Source organism: Clostridium sp. BJN0013, from assembly GCF_040939125.1.
Lineage (GTDB): Bacteria > Bacillota > Clostridia > Clostridiales > Clostridiaceae > Clostridium_B.
The window spans coordinates 3063669-3083905 of sequence record NZ_CP162495.1 but is presented as its reverse complement, the minus strand read 5'-3'; the positions used below and the strand labels follow the sequence as shown (position 1 = coordinate 3083905).

Annotated in this window: 26 protein-coding genes and 1 pseudogene; 24 read left to right on the top strand and 3 right to left on the bottom strand. The window is 31.4% G+C overall.

Features of this window, described 5'->3' with window-relative positions:
- The first annotated feature begins 84 nt into the window (after nt 1–84).
- From AB3K27_RS15980 to AB3K27_RS15925, 12 genes and pseudogenes are all read left to right on the top strand, one after another.
- Nucleotides 85–1950: pseudogene (locus tag AB3K27_RS15980) on the top strand (phage tail tape measure protein).
- Nucleotides 1926–2261: a hypothetical protein gene (locus tag AB3K27_RS15975; RefSeq protein ID WP_368488377.1), complete on the top strand. Its 336-nt coding sequence runs from the start codon at nt 1926–1928 to the stop codon at nt 2259–2261. Before AB3K27_RS15980 ends, AB3K27_RS15975 begins: the two are co-directional and overlap by 25 nt.
- Before the next feature lie 34 nt (nt 2262–2295).
- A complete protein-coding gene (locus tag AB3K27_RS15970; RefSeq protein WP_368488376.1) occupies nt 2296–2712 on the top strand; it encodes a hypothetical protein in 417 nt (138 codons plus the stop codon).
- A complete protein-coding gene (locus tag AB3K27_RS15965) occupies nt 2696–3211 on the top strand; it encodes a hypothetical protein (protein WP_368488375.1) in 516 nt (171 codons plus the stop codon). The genes AB3K27_RS15970 and AB3K27_RS15965 overlap by 17 nt, the downstream gene beginning before the upstream one ends.
- Nucleotides 3192–3791 carry a hypothetical protein gene (locus AB3K27_RS15960; protein WP_368488374.1) on the top strand — a complete coding sequence of 200 codons (600 nt, stop codon included), beginning with the start codon at nt 3192–3194 and terminating at the stop codon, nt 3789–3791. Before AB3K27_RS15965 ends, AB3K27_RS15960 begins: the two co-directional genes overlap by 20 nt.
- 2 nt (nt 3792–3793) lie before the next feature.
- Complete coding sequence (locus AB3K27_RS15955) at nt 3794–4138, top strand: hypothetical protein (protein ID WP_368488373.1); 345 nt, start codon at nt 3794–3796, stop codon at nt 4136–4138.
- 12 nt (nt 4139–4150) lie between these two features.
- Nucleotides 4151–4714 (top strand): hypothetical protein, encoded by a 564-nt coding sequence (locus AB3K27_RS15950; RefSeq protein WP_368488372.1) that lies wholly within the window; start codon nt 4151–4153, stop codon nt 4712–4714.
- The gene (locus tag AB3K27_RS15945) at nt 4711–4908 is read left to right on the top strand and encodes a hypothetical protein (RefSeq protein WP_368488371.1); all 198 of its coding nucleotides are present in this window, start codon (nt 4711–4713) and stop codon (nt 4906–4908) included. Before AB3K27_RS15950 ends, AB3K27_RS15945 begins: the two co-directional genes overlap by 4 nt.
- 6 nt (nt 4909–4914) lie before the next feature.
- Nucleotides 4915–5715: a hypothetical protein gene (locus AB3K27_RS15940; RefSeq protein WP_368488370.1), complete on the top strand. Its 801-nt coding sequence runs from the start codon at nt 4915–4917 to the stop codon at nt 5713–5715.
- 11 nt (nt 5716–5726) lie between these two features.
- Nucleotides 5727–6965 (top strand): hypothetical protein, encoded by a 1239-nt coding sequence (locus AB3K27_RS15935; protein WP_368488369.1) that lies wholly within the window; start codon nt 5727–5729, stop codon nt 6963–6965.
- An 11-nt stretch (nt 6966–6976) separates the two neighbouring features.
- Nucleotides 6977–8197, top strand: coding sequence for a hypothetical protein (locus AB3K27_RS15930; protein WP_368488368.1), 1221 nt, complete (start codon nt 6977–6979; stop codon nt 8195–8197).
- Between the two features lie 354 nt (nt 8198–8551).
- Nucleotides 8552–8722, top strand: a complete 171-nt coding sequence (locus AB3K27_RS15925; RefSeq protein WP_368488367.1) for a hypothetical protein — start codon at nt 8552–8554, stop codon at nt 8720–8722.
- 11 nt (nt 8723–8733) lie between these two features.
- Here the strand turns inward: AB3K27_RS15925 and AB3K27_RS15920 are convergent, their stop codons facing one another.
- Nucleotides 8734–9858 carry an IS4 family transposase gene (locus AB3K27_RS15920; protein WP_368488366.1) on the bottom strand — a complete coding sequence of 375 codons (1125 nt, stop codon included), beginning with the start codon at nt 9856–9858 and terminating at the stop codon, nt 8734–8736.
- A 108-nt stretch (nt 9859–9966) separates the two neighbouring features.
- Between AB3K27_RS15920 and AB3K27_RS15915 the strand changes: the two genes are divergently transcribed.
- The 9 genes from AB3K27_RS15915 (at nt 9967) to AB3K27_RS15875 (ending at nt 14325) form a co-directional block, all read left to right on the top strand.
- Nucleotides 9967–10908, top strand: coding sequence for a signal peptidase II (locus AB3K27_RS15915; protein ID WP_368488365.1), 942 nt, complete (start codon nt 9967–9969; stop codon nt 10906–10908).
- A gap of 12 nt (nt 10909–10920) precedes the next feature.
- Nucleotides 10921–11124 carry a hypothetical protein gene (locus AB3K27_RS15910; RefSeq protein WP_368488364.1) on the top strand — a complete coding sequence of 68 codons (204 nt, stop codon included), beginning with the start codon at nt 10921–10923 and terminating at the stop codon, nt 11122–11124.
- A complete protein-coding gene (locus AB3K27_RS15905) occupies nt 11075–11545 on the top strand; it encodes a hypothetical protein (RefSeq protein WP_368488363.1) in 471 nt (156 codons plus the stop codon). Before AB3K27_RS15910 ends, AB3K27_RS15905 begins: the two co-directional genes overlap by 50 nt.
- Before the next feature lie 93 nt (nt 11546–11638).
- Nucleotides 11639–11830 (top strand): hypothetical protein, encoded by a 192-nt coding sequence (locus AB3K27_RS15900; RefSeq protein ID WP_368488362.1) that lies wholly within the window; start codon nt 11639–11641, stop codon nt 11828–11830.
- Between the two features lie 284 nt (nt 11831–12114).
- Nucleotides 12115–12453: a hypothetical protein gene (locus AB3K27_RS15895; RefSeq protein ID WP_368488361.1), complete on the top strand. Its 339-nt coding sequence runs from the start codon at nt 12115–12117 to the stop codon at nt 12451–12453.
- 12 nt (nt 12454–12465) lie between these two features.
- A complete protein-coding gene (locus tag AB3K27_RS15890; protein WP_368488360.1) occupies nt 12466–12933 on the top strand; it encodes a glycoside hydrolase family 25 protein in 468 nt (155 codons plus the stop codon).
- 16 nt (nt 12934–12949) lie between these two features.
- Nucleotides 12950–13240 carry a peptidoglycan-binding protein gene (locus tag AB3K27_RS15885; protein ID WP_368488359.1) on the top strand — a complete coding sequence of 97 codons (291 nt, stop codon included), beginning with the start codon at nt 12950–12952 and terminating at the stop codon, nt 13238–13240.
- 51 nt (nt 13241–13291) lie between these two features.
- On the top strand, nt 13292–13915 hold the full coding sequence (locus AB3K27_RS15880) for a hypothetical protein (protein WP_368488358.1): 624 nt from the start codon (nt 13292–13294) through the stop codon (nt 13913–13915).
- A gap of 164 nt (nt 13916–14079) precedes the next feature.
- Nucleotides 14080–14325 carry a hypothetical protein gene (locus AB3K27_RS15875; protein ID WP_368488357.1) on the top strand — a complete coding sequence of 82 codons (246 nt, stop codon included), beginning with the start codon at nt 14080–14082 and terminating at the stop codon, nt 14323–14325.
- 125 nt (nt 14326–14450) lie between these two features.
- Here AB3K27_RS15875 and AB3K27_RS15870 read toward each other — a convergent pair whose 3' ends face one another.
- The gene (locus tag AB3K27_RS15870) at nt 14451–14621 is read right to left on the bottom strand and encodes a Spo0E family sporulation regulatory protein-aspartic acid phosphatase (protein ID WP_368488356.1); all 171 of its coding nucleotides are present in this window, start codon (nt 14619–14621) and stop codon (nt 14451–14453) included.
- A gap of 379 nt (nt 14622–15000) precedes the next feature.
- Here AB3K27_RS15870 and AB3K27_RS15865 point away from each other — a divergent pair, with 379 nt between their 5' ends.
- From AB3K27_RS15865 to AB3K27_RS15855, 3 genes are all read left to right on the top strand, one after another.
- Complete coding sequence (locus AB3K27_RS15865; RefSeq protein ID WP_368488355.1) at nt 15001–16932, top strand: DNA methyltransferase; 1932 nt, start codon at nt 15001–15003, stop codon at nt 16930–16932.
- Nucleotides 16905–19526, top strand: a complete 2622-nt coding sequence (locus tag AB3K27_RS15860) for a DEAD/DEAH box helicase family protein (RefSeq protein WP_368488354.1) — start codon at nt 16905–16907, stop codon at nt 19524–19526. The genes AB3K27_RS15865 and AB3K27_RS15860 overlap by 28 nt, the downstream gene beginning before the upstream one ends.
- A 257-nt stretch (nt 19527–19783) precedes the next feature.
- Nucleotides 19784–19978: a small, acid-soluble spore protein, alpha/beta type gene (locus AB3K27_RS15855; protein WP_368488353.1), complete on the top strand. Its 195-nt coding sequence runs from the start codon at nt 19784–19786 to the stop codon at nt 19976–19978.
- 66 nt (nt 19979–20044) lie between these two features.
- Here AB3K27_RS15855 and AB3K27_RS15850 read toward each other — a convergent pair whose 3' ends face one another.
- The gene (locus AB3K27_RS15850; protein WP_368488352.1) at nt 20045–20209 is read right to left on the bottom strand and encodes a hypothetical protein; all 165 of its coding nucleotides are present in this window, start codon (nt 20207–20209) and stop codon (nt 20045–20047) included.
- Nucleotides 20210–20237 lie beyond the last annotated feature (28 nt).

Here is a 20237-nt window from a genome sequence, read left to right as displayed (position 1 = left end):
TCAACAGAATAACGTTAATACCTTTAGAAGATAATGTAAGGGGGTGAGAATTTGGCAATAAATGCAGGCTCTGTAGTAGCTTTTATGGAATTAGACACTTCTCGATTTACAAGTGGATTGAGTAGCGCAGGACAGCAAATGAAACAATTTATGAACTCAAATAACTCTGCAGAAACTAGGATGCAGAGCTTAGGTGGAGCAATGAATACAGTTGGGTCTACTGCCACTAGGGCACTCACAATACCTCTTGTCGGAGTCGGAACTGCAGCAGCAAAAATGTCTATGGACTTTGGTGTCCAAATGTCGTCTGTGCAAGCTATTTCAGGAGCTACTGGAAATGAATTCAATAAATTAAGAGAACAAGCCATAAAGCTTGGGGCTGATACAACATTTAGTGCTACAGAAGCAGCTGAAGGGCAAGAAAATTTAGCTTCTGCTGGTTTTAAAAGCAATGAAATACTACAAGCTATGCCTGGAGTGCTGAACTTGGCAGCGGCAGGAAATGTTGATATAGCCACAGCCTCTGATATAGCAGGTAGTTCACTTAGAGGTTTTGGAATTGAAGCTAGCCAGGCTACACATGTTGCAGATGTATTGGCAAAAACCGCAGCGGATACCAATGCAGGAATAACCGATACTGGAGAGGCAATGAAGTATATTGCGTCAGTTGCCCATTCTCTTGGTGTAAGTTTCGAGGATACAACTGCAGCTATAGGATTGCTCAGCAATGCCGGGATAAAAGGAAGCCAGGCAGGAACTACATTAAGGTCTGCACTAACTAATTTGGCAAGTCCTACTGATGCAGCAGCACAGCTTATGGAGCAATTAGGAATGAATTTCTTTGATGCCCAAGGGAAAATGTTACCTCTTGGAGACGTTATACAGTAGCTTAAAGATAAAACTTCTGGACTTACACAACAGCAAGAAGCAAGTACAATGGAAACACTTTTCGGACGAGAGGCCATGTCCGGCATGTTGGCGCTAGTGGATCAGGGACCTGATAAATTCAGAGAACTTGAAAAAGAACTTAAAAATTGTGATGGTGCCGGAAAAGAAATGGCTAATACTATGCAGAACAATCTTAAAGGTTCTATAGAAGCAATGAAGAGTTCTATTGAAACTATGGGTATAAGAATAGGAGATGTTTTGGCACCTGGCATAAGAAAAGCTGCTGATTTTATAGGTAAGCTTGCTGATGGATTCTCTAATTTACCAAGGCCTATTCAGACATTTATTGTCTATCTCGGACTCGCAGCAGCAGCTTTTGAACCGGTTATGATTATATTCGGTAAAATCATAACCTCAACTGCAAGCGTAGTTGGTGCATTAGGGAAAATAGGAACTGCAGTAAGGAGTTTAGGTACTGTATTTAGTGGGTTAAGGTCAGCTGCCAGTATTTTTACTGCATTACCTGGATTAATTAGCCCACCTGTATTGATTACAGTGGGAATAATAGCAGGACTTGCCTTGGTGGTATATGAAGTTATAAAACACTGGGATGCTTTTAAGAAATATGCGTCTGCTTTTGGAGATGCTATAAAAAGTATATTTAAAGCAGTGGGTGAATTTATTAGTGCTGCAGTTAAAGGATGGGGTTTAATTTTTGAAGGATTTAGTAAACTCCTTAAAATGTCAGTAGAAGGCTGGATTGTACTATTCAAAGGTTTTGGTGAATTTATCAAGGCAGCAGTTGAAGGGTGGAAACTTATATTTTCAGGTCTAGGAAGTGTTATGAAATCTATAGGCAAATTCATTTTTGAAGGACTATTTGAAGGCATAAGTAGTATGGCAGGAAAGATAAAAGATAAGGTTGCTTCTATAGCAGCTTCTATAAAAGATACATTTAAAGCAGCTTTAGATATACATTCTCCATCAGGCATTTTTACTGAATTTGGTGTAAATACCGGTCAAGGATATATAATGGTATGGATAAAATGCAAAATCCAATAAAACAAAGATTGTTAGGGTTAGCCAATGGTATTAAGAATTTAGGAAAAACAAGACCAGATTTCTCAGGGCTTGATGATATTGCTTTAAGTGGCGCCTATGGAGGTTCTTCAAAGGAAACTTTAAACAGAATAGATAATCTTAGTACAAGTAAAATACTTGATTTTAATCCTAAGTTTGTGCTTTATGTAACTGTGGCTGATACTGGAGAGAAAGGTACGCAAAAACTCACAAGTGAAGTGAAAACCATGTCAGGGAATGCATTAAAAGATGCTATGGCACAGTTATTTATGAATGATGTCATAAGAGACTAGAAGGTGGCTTAATTGGCTGATATATCAAGATTGGATGCCTTTGATTATAGAACTGCAATATAGTAATGGAGTTAATACAGGAGGTGTTATAACTAATTATAAGCCGCCTCGTCCTGCTTATTTTAGAAAAGCAGTTAGAACCATATCAGGCTATAGTCAATTTCAAGACAATGTGAAGAGTGATTGTATTATTGAGTTTACTGTAGCTTTTCAGATTAAAGGAGAAACAGATGCAGAAACACAGGCGAATGCCCAGAAGTATTTAGAATTTGTTAGTAGGTACACAGAAAGATTTACACTAATAAATGAATTTGGCATACCGTATAAAGGGTATTTCCAGAATAAATATGACTTAGATACTTCAATTGAGGGAGATGTATATGCTATAGCTGTTGAAATGCTCTGTAATCATGATGTTTCAGGGTGGGTGAGTGATGACAATGGACTTTAGTATAGTTGTATATAGAAAAAAAGGTTATGTCAGCTACGGTACAGAGGATGCTGATAAACTTACCATAAAAAATAGCCTTGTAAATATAAAAACCAATAGGAGTAAAGATACCCAAGTTACAGAATCAACTATTGTTGCAGAATATGAAAAATTGCCTTTGGCATCATATGAGGGTGGAAATACCGGAATAATTGACAACTTTGCCAGCATTGAAACTTACTTTGATGCAACAGTCCAGTTTACAGGAGTTATAAAGAAATATGAGTATAATGAAACCGACAAGACTATAACTTTAACCTGCCATGATATGTTTTATAGGCTTTTAAATGCGACTAATGAAGATATAACTTATACTAATACAACCGCAGTAAATGTAATTGCGGATCTTGTAAACAGGGCAGGGTTAAGTTTCCATTATGCAGGTGGAGATAATTACAATATTTCCAATTTAAAAATAGTAGAGGGGACAGTATATACAGATGTTATACAGAGCCTTTAGGTGTAATAAGAGTGGAACCATTGTGCTTGATGAACAGTACCCTTCATATATTGAGGGTGGTGGAGATGCTAATCACTTTGATTGGACTTATAAGGATAGTTCAAATAGCTCCTCAGATATTGCTGGCAGGGATGCTTCTTTAATGAGGAATATATTGAAGATAACTTGTGATATAAAAGTCGGAGATAAAAATCAAATTGTGTATGATAAGTTTGAAGACCCATCAATGACTGAATATTTAAATGGCGAGAAATGGTATGAAATAGTAGATAATGCATTAGCAAATACACAGGAAAAAAGAAAGGCTGTGGCAGGGTGGAAATATCTTGAGTATTGGAGAAAAAGCACACCTTTAACCGTATTGCCTGTAGTCGGCAATAAAAATATTGATTTGGGACAGGTAGTAAAATTATTAAGGGATAATACTAACCCAGGGTATTACTTAGTAGTCGGTGTAGATACAGAAGTAAGTGCGGATGGCTATACCGATACGTTGCAATTAGAAGGTATGAGAGATAAAACAACTATATACGAGATACCGGTATTATTAGCTTCTGGTGTTATAAAGGGGACGAGTTAATTATGTCTAATAAGGGGTTTAAAAATGTAAGAGAACCTATAGTTTATGTTTTAAATCAAGAACTTAGAAAAAGAGACCTTAAGAATAGAGTATCGATAGACACAGGAGAACAACCTTACAATGGAGAACTTGTAGAATACCCGATTAAATTAATAAGAGATTCTACCACTAAAAAAGTAGTTAAATGTATATATGGAACAGGAGCAGAGCAATGGTCAGAAGAACTTATAAGAAATACAGAAGGAAAAGTATACCAAATAAAAACAACTTACCCTGATGGCAGTACTAAGACAGTTCAAATTAATAAAGGTTCAGATAATCTGGTTGATAATATAGATTATGTTTAGGGAGTGATTGAGTTGAGTTTACCTTCATATGTCATAAACTTTGACGAACTAGCAGATGCAATAAGTAATTATCTTGAAAATGAAGTAAATGTAGATATTGGAAGTATAACAGTACCTACAGACCAAATGGAAGATTTATTATCTCAAATAAAAGATAAAATACAGGGCGTTGACTATAATGCCTTGATAGAAGCATTAAATGCACTGGGAGTTAAATTGGATGGATTGGCCGGCAATTTAGGCATAAGTGGTACACAGAAAATATATGGAGAAATACTACAGATACCTGCAAGTACAGGAACATATACCATAGAATTTACTGTATCCAAATCAGGGAGAATTACTGGAATAACTTATTCTCAATCAGCCTGGAATTTCCAGGATACATGGGATCTAAAAGTAGGAGAGGATACTTTATTTACTGGTGTCCGAACTAAGGAATATGGAGAAAATAAATTCTTTAATGTGTTTTATCCTGTTACTGCAGGGCAGAAAATAGACTTTGTATTTAATAATGCCAGTGGTTCAAGTAAAATATTATGGGTGGATTTTAATATTTTGGAGGATACAACATGAGTTTACCACGATATATTATAAATTTTGATGAATTGATGGATGAACTCAGAAGGGATTTAATCCAGCTTATAGATGATGCAATGAAAGATAAATACTCTCAATTAGATATGCAAGGTATTAAGGCACTTCTAAGTGAAATAGAGGACTTGTTGCCGAATGAGAAGTATAGAGGACTAAGGAACAGAATAGAATGATTCATAATGTATAAATATGATGGTACCCAAAAGACCCGGGGAGTTTTAATGGATATTCCTGCTGTAATTTCGGATTATAAGCAGGATTTTATATTTGATAAAGATATTTTTCTTACAGGTCTACATTTAAACCAGACAGGGTGGAAAAAGGAAGATAGATACAGCCTAGTTATAGACAAAGAAAAAATAATAGATGGTGCCACCACCAAAGAAATAGGAGAGCATAAATACTTTAATATTTATTACAAAGTAAATGCCAACGCTCCTATTTCTTTTATTTTGCACAATTTAAGTGGAAACAGCAGACAAACAATAGTTGATTTAGAATACCTGGAAGGCCAAGAAATTACAATAAACCCAGAACCGACTGAACCGGATATAAATGATATACCAAACGATTGGGATATAGCAGTTCGTATGCAGTGGGAGGAAAATTCACCTTGCGACATGGATCTTCATGGGTTTATGGGAGATATGCATGTTTGTTTCTGGAAACAAACATATGATGGTTTCTATCTTAATTGGGATTATGTGGAACATATGACTAACAATAGTCCTGAAATAATATCGGTCAAAGGGCATTATAACAAGGTTTTAAAGATATATATACATGACTATAATTCGGTATCTTTAAAGAAGCCTGTAAATGTAAAGATATATGAAAAGAGAAGTCATGGAATAGTACTTTTAAAAGAATATAATATTCAAGTTGAAAACAAAAGTCCTCTGGGCTATGGAGTATGCAGTATAGATTTAAAAACCAAGAAAATAACAGATATGCTTACCAGAAAGAATATATTTGAATAGGAGGTAGTTACATGGCGGTAACAGAAGATTTTTATTATGTAGAGGGTAATACCAGTGTAAAGAATTTGGTTAAGACTCTTGTTACTGAAATAACTCAAAATGCCGGAATTTATAAATGGGATTTGGTAGTTCCGGCCAGTATAGATAGTGTGGGAGCTAGTTTAGAACCTGAAACTGTAAATTTAATAATAGATGGGAGCACCACAGACAAAGTCCGGACAGAATATACAGTTAATAAGCAAAATGATATGTGCATAATAAAAGCAACTACAAGTTACGGGAAGTCCTTTTATGTAAAAATCGATAGGATCATAGGGGATTTAACTGCAGAAGAAAAGAAATCGTTAATAACTTTTAAAAGCCTGCATACATATCCGATTGCAGGAGGTAGTACAGGCCACAGGACAGACGCTCAGGTATTAGAGATAATGGCGGGGAAAAATCCAGATACGTTGGGAAGTGGATATGATGCTTACGTAAGTGTAATGACAAAAGGAAAGGCTTTAAATAACGTAAGGCTACAAATGGCTACAGAACTTAACCAGGCAGAAGACGATATAAATATATCCTCTGACATACAAGAAAAATATAATTATAGGTTAGCTTGGTATAGAAATTTACAGCCAGAAATAAAAGATTTTCTACCGATCCAATATTGGATTAATGTTACTAAAGATAGTATAAATCTTGCACTTAGAGGAGATCCATCAGCTGATGTAGCACCCTATGAAAATTATTTAACTGGCTATGCATATATAGGATCGGTAAAACCTGTAGAAGATTCGGCCTTTACAGATGATATATATAATTTTGGAATAACAACATCTAGTGACATTGAGCCTAATTATAGCGATTTATATGGAGAAAGAACAGCTACCGGAGTAACGGATGTATCTATGATAGCAAATAAGATAGGAATGCCATATCAACCACATTACCCAGCATTTTATGCAACTAACCCATTCATGGACAAATGTAATGTGGAAGGAAGTAGATGGGACCATAAGAAACATCAATTTTCAGACATAACTTTGGTTCATCCTGTGGATATGGAAAGGGGAAAAATGATTAATGTACTGGTGGGAGATGCTTCAAGTATATTTGATGGAGATAAATTGTTATATATGAAGGACACTGATAGTGAGGAGAATTATAAAAAGTTTAAAATTACCGCACCCTTTAATTTCCTAGATAACAGTGCAAATATTAATTATTGTATTACCATAAGATGTTATAAAACATCTGAATAGGAGTGGTATAGATGCCCTTGCATAAAATTCCCTTGTGTAATTTTAAATATGCAGGGGATATTTACTCTGGAGCTACATTTAAATACGAAACTTCAGTTAAGGTTATAAAAATGAAGCAACGGTGGCTTTCAAGACAAAAGTTAAATAGAATTAAAATCGAAAAAAGGTTGAATAAGTCACTTTTTAAAAGTGCAACCAATATATTCAAACACAATAAAAGATATTTGTATAAACGCCCATATGAAATAACCAGTAAAAAATACCCAAAAGAACTTAAAGCAAAAGATAAAGAAATAAGTAAATGTTATGAAATATATCTTAAACAAGAATACATGAATTTAATAAAATCTATGTATGTTGAATTGGAAAGAAAAGATATCTCAATAGATAAGAAACTAAATGTTTATTTAGAAGCTGAATATTTAAATTTTATTAAAAATAACACTCTGCAATTGGAGATACCGGATATTTTTATAAATATAGAAGTACCAAAAAATATTCAAAACGATAGGTATAATGAGATATACGTAGATGGATGCAAGAACTTACAAGGTATTGAAGATAAAATTATAGATATAGAGGAAAATATAAATCTTGTGAGAAGTTGGCAGAATGGACTGTATAAAAAAGATATACCTATAACTTGCAGTACAAAACATGTAGAAGATATAAATTTACTCAAGAATGTTTTTATTGAGAAATTAAGAATTGGGGAATTTTTTAAAAGTAAAATAGGAAAGCAAATTTTACCTGAAAGAGTTATAACTATTAATAGAATCGCTGTGACTAGATATGCTAGAAAAGATTTATCTAAACACATGAATATGTTGGATTTGCAACATGCAGTTTATAGGTATACTTTAAAAAATATAATGAGAAGTTATAAAATAAATATGCTGCGTAAATTTAATTCAAAAAGGATTAATAAGATAAAAGTAGGAAAAACAGCATATAAAATAACCAATATAAAAATATTTAAATTTATAAAGATTGTATCTACATATAGGTATAATTATAGGAATGCTTTTAAAGACATGAACCATCTATTGTCTAAGGTTAATATTGTTCCCATATTCAAGAATAATTCTAACATTCTTGTTAAAAGAGATATACGAAAAGATATTTATTACAATACTACTACTGTATTAAAAAGAGATAAAGCAGCTAATATAAATAAAGTTTTCAATAGATATTTAAACAATGTTAAGTTTATAAACATATATAGGCAATAGAAAAATCATTATTAAATGTTTCTGTACTCAACATATTTAAAAATGAAAGTTACAGTTTGGGCATTGGATCTAGTAGGGAGTTGTACAAAGAAGGCAACCACAATAAATTTATAGATATCATAAAGAGATGGTGGTGGCTGAACCCCACAGAACCAAAAGACAGTATAATTATTCCTAACAAGGATTTTGATTATAATCAGGAGCTTTTGAACAATTCGTATTATGAGTACCTTCTTATGCAGTGAGCATAGAAATAATGAAGGATCTTGATGAAAGTATAACGATTAAAAATGTAGATAATCATAATTTTTCTATGAGAGATTTCCAATTAGTTATAAACGAGTAGGTGAGAGTATGAGTGAATTTTTCAGTGTAACTTTAAATAAAGATGTTGTTTTGGATGATAGTCAGACATCTCAAGCTACAGGATGGAGCAGCCAAAAAATACTGGATGAAATAATCGAGCACAGAGTAACTAAATTTGAGGAACTGAATGATGTAAATGTTGCAAATCACACGTGTTGATTAACCATTTTTCACCATAAACAAATTTGATAATTATTGATATTTTTAAATAATAAGTCAATGCATACTTGAACTTCGTCTTGAAGTGTAGAATTAAGAAGTTTTCTAACAAACTCACAAAATGATAACTTAACAAATTTCAAATTTTGAGACACATTAACATAAGAAAAATGAAGTAATACATACGCAATTAAAGCTATAAAAAGTTGATTGTAAACTGCATTTTCACTTGTTCCAAACAATCTTTTAACATTCAAATTTTGCTTTATAAATCTAAAAAAGCTTTCAACTTTCCATCTTTCTTTATAGATATCTGCAATTTTTTCAGGTGTAATGGCCATTAAGTTAGTACATACCCTTATGGATTTTCCATAGAAGTCACTAAATTGAACAACTCTAAATCTATTTTCAGTTTTAGAAGAGCCTTCTCCAAGATAACAAGTAACATCCTTGATTATATTAGAATTTTCAGTTCTTAAACTTTTTATGTTTTTTGGATAACTTAGAGTTATATTGTCTTTGATTCTTATGACAAATGCTTGTTTTATAGATTTAAACATATCATATCTCTTATGTTTCCCATAAGCTCTATCTTCTACCAAGATACAATCTGTATTAATAAGTTTTTCACCTATTGGACCATCATGTTTGTTTGCAGTAGTTTCAATGACTTTTTGAGGCATTAAAGTATTTACATTAAGAGCCACATGCAGCTTTATTCCTGACTTATTACCTTTGAACTTTGCCCATTTCAATCTGCCTTCACCAACAGTTATAGTAGTGGAATCTACTGCTAATAAATCTTTTGGTAATTTAAGTATTCTTCGAGTTGAACGATTGCATTTAGTTATAAGAATCTCAAATAATTTCTTAGCTATTTTATAATCTACATTTGCTGCTTTCTTCGAAATTGTGGAATAATCAACTGCTCTTAATCCAGCTTCATTCATAAAATCTGAGCCAGCTCTAAAACTTTTGTATTCATTAGTTGCTGTCGCTATAAAAAATTGAAACAAATCATATACTGTGAATTTTCTTGATGTATCCTTATAGCCTAAAACCGCACATACTGTAATTACTTCTTCTTTTTTTAAAAGTGTTTGAAATATATCAAATATAGTGGTATTATTTCTCATGAGGTCACTCTCCTAAACAGTAGTATTTTTTCTCAGCAAATTAATATTACCATAGGATGACCTCATTTTCATACCTTTTTATTTACGTATTTTGGATAATCAACACTCGTGGTTGCAAATAAAAAAGATAAGCAAGTTGTAATATATTCTGAAAATCAGCAGAAATTTACTACAGTAGATGTAGGAGATGTTGGTGGAGGCGGAGGATTAAACCTAAATCAAATAAGCAAGATGGGAATAACGGGAAGCACAGATTCTCCATATGAAGTTGATATTCCTATTAATACAGTAGATTTCAAAGTCCCAAGAGTGAATGTCTTAAAATGGGAGCCTAGCGCTGAACAGGATGTTATAAAAACGTTGAATAGTTTTTCTAATTCAGAATCCAACGACTTTGAGCCTGATGACATGATTGTTTTTGATGATACTGCGCATCTAAAAACAGAATATGATTATCAAATGCAATATATTGGAGATATAGGGACAGATAATAAGGAATATGGCTGTGAAATAGATACAAACATTTTTAAAAGTATAGAAGATATGCAAGAAAATCAAGATCGAGTAGATGAATATTTAAATTTAACAGCAATTCCTTTAGATAGACTCTTAATTGCCAGTGGAGACAAAGATCTTAGTTATGTAGATAATATAAATTATTTTAAGATTACAGGAGCAGGAGATAACTTAAAAATAGTTGCAAGTGTAGATAGTGGAGTAACATGGAAAACTTTCAATGCAGATCATTGGGAGGATGTTAATTTAACCGCAGAAGATGTTAAAACAAGAGGAATAAATATTAATACTTTCAACGCCATAAATTCTACTTATTGGAATTTGCTTAACACAAATAAGAAAATAAGATTTGCTTATTTACTTTCTATGGATTCTATACACGATATTGAAAATATAGATAATCTCGACCTGCAATATGATGGTAAAGGAAAATGGTTGGAAGCTAAAGAAAGTGAATATGATGTAGAATATGCTTCAAATACAGCATTACAAGTATTTTTAAAATTTTCTGGTGATGTTAAGATTAATTATTAGAAAGGAGTATATATGGGGAAATATCTTGGAAATGGATTATATAGTGATGGGAATAAGCTTTGGCAATTAGCCTTAAGAATTAACAAAAATAATAGTGATTTTTATTATAATAGTAATTTGTGGATAAATACAAGTTTATTAAATGAAGATATTTATAATTTATCAGATGAATCTAATAGTAAATATGAAAATAAATATATCTCCATGGGGATTTAATAGAAGTTGGACGCCTTCTAAGAATATATCTTTTAATCAGTATCTTATATCAACATATGCTACTGATTCTGGGAACCTGAGGTTAGGATTATCTTATCGTGATAGTAACAGTGTACGCTTAGAAGGAATTGGTATAGACGCAGTTAATTCTGGATATAAACAGAACAATTTTTATCCATGTAATTTATATGTTGAATATCATAAATACTTAATAAAACAGAGTGACAAATATTTCAGTATGAAAGATAATGTATTAATAGAACTAAGTTTGCCAACAGATGATATTCAGAAGCAACAATGGTTCAATAATTATGGAGTAGATGATTTAAAAAATACTCTGCTCACTCCAGACGAGAATGGAAATAAATTAATAGATAGCTTGAACAGTCAGTTTGAAATTAGAATGATGGGGGCAAAATAGGAGCTAGAGATAGCTTTTTTATTTTGCCTTTAATATATTAACATTTAAGACGTTTTCATCTATAATAGATCGTAAAAACTTGGAGATGATAATATGAAAATAAGCCATGAATGCTGGCAATGTGGATGTGAAAAAATAAATTATGAGAAATCTAAATACTGCGTGTTTGATTCTTCATCAGGTCCAGTTATTATGAAGGACGAACCTGATGAATGCTCGTTTGTTGATAAGAGTAGTGACACTTTTAAAAATGTCTATAATGAGTTTCAAAAGAAAATTTCATAATAATATTTAAAAGAGTCTTAGATTTATCTAAAGCTCTTTTTACTTTGCCTTAAAACAATTTTCAGTTAAACCATAATATTAAGTTGTAACAAATACTATATAGAGTGATTATTATATTCTAAATAAATAATGATCTAGGTATAAATGAGGTGAATTGAAATGTCAATAATTTTGCCTATAGTCCTTATACCTATAGTATTTGTTTATGTAGTAATATTTATAATTTGTAGAATCGCTAGTAAAGAAGAAGGTTTAGAATAAAGAATTATAACCCAAAAAGAGTTTTGGAGAAATCCAGAGCTCTTTTTTGGTGTTTAAAAATACTTATCAGGAGGCCAGAAATGAATGTAGATATTGGCACTATAATCACTCTGTTATCCCTACTAATTGCTACAGTCAGTTTAGTAAGGCTATTTAGCAAAGACGGTAAAGGTACGGTCAAGGATTTTAGCAGGGTTGAAACAAAATTAGATGTTATAGGAGGCGATATAAAAGAAACACGTGATGATGTTAAGGCTCTTAGGGTTAGGCCGGAGGATATGGCTGAAAGACTTGTAAAAGTAGAAGAATCTACGAAATCAGCACACCATAGAATTGATGGGCTGGAGGAAAAAAATAAGTAGGAGGGAAATCGTATGATTAAAGGAGTAGATATAAGCAATCTTAATGGCTCAATTAGCATAGACACAATTAAAAATGCTGGCCACAATTTTTTAATAGCCAAGGCCACAGAAGGAAGTACCTTTGTAGATAAATATTATAATTCTAATATTGCTAAAGCTAAAGCCCTGGGACTTGTAACCGGGGCTTATCATTTTGCTAGATTTCAAGATAGGGCAAAGGCCATACAGGAAGCTAACTTTTTTAAACAGATTGCAGCAGGAGCCAAGCCAGATTTTGTAGTATTGGATTTTGAGCAACAGTGTAGTGGGGATATGACAGAAGCATGTCTGGCTTTCTTAGAAATAGTAGCTACTATAGCACCAGCACTTATTTATTGTAATCCAAGCTATATAAAGGCATATTTAAACAATAGGATAACAAAGTATCCTCTTTGGTACAAAACAGCCGGCAAAACCAAATACACTCATAGAGCAAATTAAAGCACTTCAATATAACTTGAATATTGATTATAATGCTAAATTAGAAGTGGATGGGATAGCAGGTCCGGCTACTATGGCAGCATTGAAAGGAATTCAGGATATTATTGTAAAGGGTCATAAATCTCATGTAGTTCTATGGGTCCAGCAGAAACTAGAACAATATGGCTATCTAAAGGAAAATTCCTATACTTCAATGTTATATGACGAACCAACTTTCCAGGCTATAACTGAACTCCAGAAGAATTGGGAAAGGCCAACTGATGGTGTTTTAAAACCAGAGACATGGAGTATATTTTTGAATAACTAAGGAGCTGAAAGGCTCTCTTTTTAAATTATAAATATTATGGAGGAATGAAAAATGGTAAATATAAATGATGTCATAGCAGTAGCTGGAGTTTTAGTTGGTGTAATTGGAGTTATATTTGGATTAGTGCCATATCTAAAGAAGAAAGGCATTGATGCCGGGAAAGTATTGGATACTACAGGAAATGTATTAGAAGCAGCGGAACCACTTATACAAGTGGCAAAAACTATTCCATCCCTTAAAGCTGGTGCAACTCTGGTGGATTTAATTCAAGATAAAGCTATATCCGCCGCAAAGATAGCTGAACAGTTAGGACATGCAGGTAAATTAAAGGATAATGAGGGAAAATTTAATTATGCCCAAAATACTGTATATTCAATACTTAAGGAGATTAACGTGGATCCAACAGATAACCAGAAAAAGTTAATCGATGATTTTATCCAGGAGGGCGTGAACGACCTCGGACATGCTGCTCCTACAGAGTCGGAAAAGGATACACAGATTGCAAAGATACAGCAGGATCTTACAGCTGTACAAGCTGAAAATACTCAATTAAAGCAGACTATTGCTAGTATACAGAGTGCTGCAGGTGCTGTGCAGAATACGAATATCTCTACAGCTGTTGTAAATGCAGAAGATAAAGCAACGGAAAATACTTCTATTGCTCAAACTGAGTAGTAACAGTTCAAGAAATATTCAATGTCTCTTAACATTTCACATAGAAAAACATTAAGATAACATTGGAATAACATGGGTGTTGCATTAAATTGTCATAAAGGATAACTAGAATATTAAATATAGCAGCTGCAATAAATAATTTAAAAATTCAGGAGGTAATAAAAATGTTAAAAATGAAATATAAGGTACTCTCAGCTGTAATGCTCGCAACACCATTGTTGCTTAATACGGGAATTGCTACGACGGTTAGCGCATGTTCTGCCAATAACAAACCAGGTGTAGTTTGTAAATCTAAATACAAAGCACCTGCTAGACCAGTACAAAAGGTAGTAAACAAGCATAAAGTTAAGGCACCACAAGCTAAACCAGCACCAAAAGTAGTACATTCACCAGCAAATGCCCATAGATAGTAGCATTACAATATGAATAAGCCTACTGGAGATTTTTTGGTAGGCTTATTTTTATTATTACATAAAAGGTATGGTGTAGAACTAAAAAGAGCATAGAAATTAATCTATACTCTGCTAACTTATAATTATATTTTTAAACTCCTAATGGCACTTGCGTATTCATTTAAAATTAAATCTAACTTTTGGCTTTTCTTAATTATTTCAGGGCTAGATAAATCTTCGCTTTGATCCATTTCCTGTTCAAGTAACCCTCGTTGTCTTTCTAATTTTTTTAGTATTAACTTGATTTTTTTCATAAAAACATTCATCTCCTTTTCCAAGGTTAATAAAATGCTATTTTAATAAAAATTTAAATACTAAATATTTGTGTACTTAATTATATATTCGACTAATTTATGTAAATATTTATGTCTGAAACCATTTACATGTCTTATAAAATCATATATCATATACTTATAAGGTTAATTGCCTTAATTAATTTTTTACAACCAATATAATTTAATTTTTTTCAAATTCACACTCCAAATAGTATGATTGATTAATGATCATACTATTTTTTTTGACAGGTCTTATTTTTTATTAAATATTGAAGGATTCAGAAAACAATTGTCGAATTGTTATTATTATCAATAATGTAGATATAAATTTTATATAAAAATTTCCGGAGTATAAATTATGGACACAAACTTATTAAAACGAACAAAAAAAATACTAAAGGATTTTCCTGAGTATTGGAAAAATCAAGAGTTACAAAGATATTTAGTTATAAATGATTTACGTAAATATGATATTTCTCTAATCTCAGCATTACTAAAGGATGAAAAGATTAAAGAATTGTATACCTTACAAGTTGATAATATTACAATTTTTAAACAAGAAGAGTTTATTGATATGTTTCGTTATAAACAATATTGGGCTAATAGTTATACAAAATATTCTAATGAAATAGGATTATCTAGTGAGGGAAAATATCTTAAATATAATTCAGATGTTGTACTTGATTTCCCATACAAGGATTGTATATTAGAGGGTGGAATGACTAAAGAAGATGTTGGTAAAGATGAAATATATTATAATGAGATAATTGCAAAGGATGAAATAGATACTCTCCTTGCTCCAAAAGTTTTTACAAATGCAAAAATGTATGATAGTGAGGGTATACATGAGGTAACAGAAATTACAGATGAAGATAATTTAATTATTAAAGGAAATAATTTACTAGCACTATATTCTCTTAAAGAGAGATATAAAAATAAGATAAAATTAATTTATATTGATCCGCCATATAATACAGGAAATGATAGTTTTTTATATAATAATCATTTTAACCATTCGACGTGGTTAATATTTATGAAAAATCGTTTAGAAATTGCAAAAGAACTTTTAGCTGATGATGGTTCACTTTGGATGAATATTGATGATGATGAAGTACACTATTTGAAAGTTTTAGCAGATGAGGTATTTGGCAGAGGCAATTTTATTGCTAATATAATTTGGCAAAAAAAATATTCTCCACAAAATGATGCACGTTTTTTTTCTGATATGCATGACCATATCTTAGTTTTTGGAAAAGATATATCTTCATTACAATTAAATGGCTTACCTCGCACTGATGGAATGAACGCGCGTTATACTAATCGAGATAATGATCCTAGAGGGCCATGGAAACCGGGTGACTTCTCTGTAAAAACATATTCTAAAGAATATGATTTTCCTATTATTACACCAAGTGGACGTATTGTAAATCCACCAAGTGGTAGATCATGGCGTACTTCTAAAAAGCATTTTGCTCAATTAATAAAAGATAATCGTATATGGTTTGGTAATAATGGCAACAATGTGCCTAGTATTAAGAGATTTTTATCAGAGGTAAAACAAAGTATGCCTGCAGGTACTATTTGGTCATACAAAGATGTTGGTCATAATCAAGATGCTAGAAAAGAGTCTCTATTGTTATTTGGTAATCAAGCTTTTAGTACGCCTAAACCTGAAAAGTTACTGCAACGTATTATTACATTAGGTTCTAATGAAGGAGATCTTATTTTAGACTTCTTTATAGGTTCTGCAACCACTCAGGCTGTGGCAATGAAAATGAATCGTCGTTTTATTGGTATTGAACAAATGGATTATATCAATACTGTATCCGTTCCTCGTCTCCAGCAAGTGATTAAGGGCGAGCAAGGAGGTGTTTCTAAAGAAATTAACTGGAAAGGTGGAGGAAATTTTATATATACAGAATTAATGCAATTAAATCAGTTTTTTATTAATAAAATACTTAATTGTAATTCCTCTGAAAAATTAATAAATATACTAAACGAAATGAAAAGAGATGCTTATTTAGATTTTAAGGTAAATATTAAAAAATTAATATCTCAAGCTGTAGAAATAGAAGGGTACGATATTAAAATGAGTTTTAAAGATCTGCCCTTAGATAAACAAAAAGAAATATTGATTGGTGTCTTAGACAAGAATCAATTGTATATCAATTATTCTGATATAGATGATGAAGATTATCAAATTTCAGATAGGGACAAGATGTTTAATCATAGTTTTTATCAAGTAAGGGGCGGAAAGTTACAATGTCTAAAAGATTATATGAAAAACTGAGAGATAGAGATCAATTAAGATTAGATAATGAAACATATGAGGTGCCAGATTACATAAAAAGTAATTTAAGATATAAATTACGATATTATCAAGAAGAATCTATACGTTATTTTAATTATACTCAACAAAGTTTAGATGCGGATATTACATATAATCATCTTTTATTCAACATGGCAACAGGCAGTGGGAAAACAATGATTATGGCTAGTATTATTCTATATATGTATAAGGAGTTTGGATATCAGAATTTTATATTTTTTGTTAATTCAGACGCTATTATCAAAAAAACAGTTGAAAACTTGATAAATACATCGTCTAATAAATATCTATTTAATCTCAGAGGTATTGTTATAGATAGTCAGTGTATTTCTATAGAACAAGTAGATGTTTTCCCGGCAACCCCATATAAAAATACTATTTACTTGAAATTAACAACAATACAAAAATTACACGATGAATTAAGAATACCACGTGAAAATGCCTTAACACTTGATGTATTAAAAGAACAAAAATTAATTTTATTAGGTGATGAAGCACACCACTTTAATACGTTAACAAAGAAAAAACTTACTAAGAAAGATGAAGAAATTAAAAGCTGGGAAAAAACAATTAATGATTTATTAGATTTGAATAGCAGAAATCGTTTATTTGAATTTACAGCAACAATAGATATGTCTAACGAGGATATATCTGATAAATATGAAAATAAAATTGTTTATTCATATGATTTAAAGAGATTTATGAGTGATGGATATTCTAAGCGTGTTGTTTTGCTTCGAAATAATGAAGATGATAACCATAGGATGTTAGATGCTGTTTTACTTAGTCAGTATAGAAAATACATTGCATTAGATAATAATATTTATATAAAACCAGTGATATTATTTAAATCTAATAAAATTGCTATTTCTCAGGAATCAAAATATAGCTTTTTAGAAATGATACAAGATTTAAATGTTGATTATTTAAGTAAATATATAGAGCAAAAGAAAAATTTAGTAACAGATAAAACAAGTATTTGGTATCAAATATTTAATTATTATTCTAAAAGAAATCTTAGTAAGATAATAAGAGATTTACAGTATGATTTTACAGATAAGACAACTTTGGATGCCAATGAAAAATCAATGTTGTCAGTTGATAATGCAGTTCTTTTGAATAGCCTGGAGGATGTGGATAATCCTGTCCGTGCTATTTTTGCTGTTGCTAAGTTAAATGAAGGTTGGGATGTTTTAAATTTATATGATATCGTTCGTATAGAAAAAGAATCTCAAACTACCAGAAATGCAACGGATAGTGAAGCACAACTTATAGGACGAGGTGCAAGATATTATCCTTACATGTATAAGGGGAAAAAAAGTTATGTAAGAAGATTTGATAAGCTAACATCTAGTTTATCCATATTGGAAGAGTTACATTATCATACAGTAAATCAAAGTAAGTACTTAGATAATTTAAGAAAATCTATGGATGCAGCTAATTTACAAATAGCAGATGATGGATATGAAATATATAGGGCTAAGGTAAAAAAAGAATTTCTAAATAGTAGACTATATAAAAGAGGCAATTTTTATATTAATCAATTAAAATCCACTAAATTGGAAGACTACCAATGTTTAAAAGACTACGGCATTGAAAAAGAAAAAGACATAGAGTTTAATAGCATTATTGCCGAAGAAACGTATGGAAATAAGAATATAATTGAGTCTGGCCAAGCACGCCATATAGAAAGATTGCATTTAAAAAATTATTCTGTTTATGTAAGAAAGGCAATGCAACGTAATCCATTTTTCCATTTTAATAACTTAAAAAAGTATGTTCCGTTTTTAAAAAGTACAAGTCAATTTATTCAAGAAGAAAGATATTTGGGAGGAGTTATATTAAATGTTTCTTTGCCGGACTATCAAAGTTTAAAAGATTTAACTGCATTTAATAAATTAAATTTGATTGAGAAATTTTTAAATTATGCAGGAGGGATGATTTCAAGAAATTACAAAAAAGAAAGGGGAACAAGAAATTTTTATCCCGTTCCTATTTCTAAATATGTTAAGGATTATGTAGTGCCTGTTAAAAATACGAATATTAAATTTATTTCAGAAAGAATTATTTCAAAACCTACAATAGGTAAGAGTTGGTATGTTTATGATAATGCTATTGCGGATGAATTAGAACATAATTTGATTGAATTAATATCTGGCTTTATTAATTCTTTGCGAAAAAAATACAAAATTGTTTATCTAATTCGTAATGAAAGGCAATTAAGTATTGTAGAATTTGATGGTGTAAGAGGTTTCATGCCAGATTTTCTTCTGTATCTAGAAGATGAAGAATTTATTTATCAAGCTTTTATTGAACCAAAGGGAGAGCAGCTCATTACTCAAGATAGATGGAAAGAAAAATTTCTTGAAACTATTTCTAGTGATGATTTACAAATAATCGATGAAAACGATAATGTTATTTTATATGGTTTTAAATTTTTTACTAACAAAAATAAAGATTTATTTGTTAAAGAGCTAGAAGACAAGCTGTTTGATGGAAGGTCTTTGGATGAGCCAATAGAACTAGAGCAATATTCAGGAAAAATGTCTGTATAAAATTCACTTAAAAAGAATTATACAGTATATATCAAATTTTAACCTATAAAAGCCCTAGGCCAACCCCAGGGCTTTTATCAATGATAAAACTAATTTAGTAAAATTAAAGTATTTTTGTGACATTAAGCATTATACCCAACTCCAAACATTTTATATTTATTTTTCAAAAATTCATTTAATTGCCTAGAGTATTTTTTATAGAACTGCACAAACTTTAAATGTAGCATCAAAGATTACTATTTAGAGAGGTGTTTATTATGACACGTAACAATAAGTTAGTAGTCCCAGAAGCCAGAAAAGCCTTGAACAGGTTTAAGGTGGAATCAGCCAAAGAGGTTGGAGTAAATTTAAAAGATGGCTACAATGGAGATTTAACTGCCAGAGAAGCTGGTTCAGTGGGTGGAAACATGGTTAAGAAAATGATTAAAGCCTATGAAGAAGACTTAAAATAATAAAGTAACGGGAAGCCTGTACCTTGAGGGGTGCAGGCTTTAATTAAAACAATAGAGTTCACGCTCTCAAATCTTCTTCCACGTATCGTAGAGCCAATCAGTTTTTTCTTTACCGAACTGTCTTGCTACTTCTTCCTTGACTTTCTCATCATATATACAATCAGATTTATAGTTATTAGCAATTTCAAATACTTTATTACACATTAAAGCAAATGATTCCCTATTAGACATTACTATATAACCATTCCCTTTTTATTCT